At 65.7% G+C, this 795-nt stretch carries 2 protein-coding genes; both read right to left on the bottom strand.

Features of this window, described 5'->3' with window-relative positions:
- Positions 1-298: hypothetical protein (locus AM506_RS23505; RefSeq protein WP_440480363.1), on the bottom strand; the 298-nt coding region annotated here is incomplete at its 3' end.
- A gap of 13 nt (positions 299-311) precedes the next feature.
- Positions 312-795 (bottom strand): c-type cytochrome (locus tag AM506_RS23500; protein ID WP_060675152.1); only part of this gene is annotated, 484 nt, incomplete at its 5' end.

The following is a 795-nucleotide window of genomic DNA, read 5'->3' as shown; positions in this document are numbered from 1 at the left end:
GGTGGCAGCTGGAGCAGTTCATGTCGTTGAAGACGTTCTTGCCACGCAGCTGCTGGGTGTTGGTGAAGAGGTCGTAACCGCGGCGAATGACGGCCTTGGTTTGCGGCTTCATATCGGCGGCTTCGAGGTCCGCCATGGTGGGCGGCACATGCACCAGCTCGCCCTCCTGGGGGGCCGGATAGCCCATTTCCACCAGCTTGTCGTAGGGATGGCCGTCGGTCTCTGCCCAGGCGGCCAGGCTTGCGCTGGCGGCCAGGGTCACACCGGCCAGTGCCAGCGTCTTCCTGCGATTGATCATTGTCTGTTCCCCCTTACTCGTCGGTCGCCGGCTGAGTGGCCAGCCAGGCCGCCACGGCGGTGATGTCCTCGTCGCTCATGCGCTGGGCAATCGCCCCCATCAGGTTCTGAGGGTCGTTGGCACGACGCCCCTCCTGCCAGGCGCGAAGCTGATTCTCGATGTAACCAGCATGCTGACCGGCGATCCCCGGGAAGGTGCTGCCCACGCCCTGGTTACCGGGACCATGGCAGCTCTTGCAGGAGACGATGTACTCGTCCCAGTCACCGCGCAGGGCGAGCTGCTCGCCGCGGGCCAGTACCGCCTCGTCGACGTCGCCGCCGTCGCCCTGAGTGGCGGGCAGCTGGCTGTAGTAGGCCGACACGTCGGCGATCTGCTGGTCGTCGAGCATGTTGACGAAGGGCATCATGGTGGGTGCCTCGCGACTCCCTTCCTTGATGTCATGCAACTGCTTGGCCATGTAGTCGGCGTCGAGGCCGGCCAGGCGCGGCCAGGATTCC

It is taken from the genome of Rossellomorea vietnamensis (assembly GCF_001305855.1).
Lineage (GTDB): Bacteria > Bacillota > Bacilli > Bacillales > Bacillaceae_B > Rossellomorea > Rossellomorea vietnamensis_A.
This window is presented reverse-complemented; position numbering and strand designations above follow the sequence as displayed.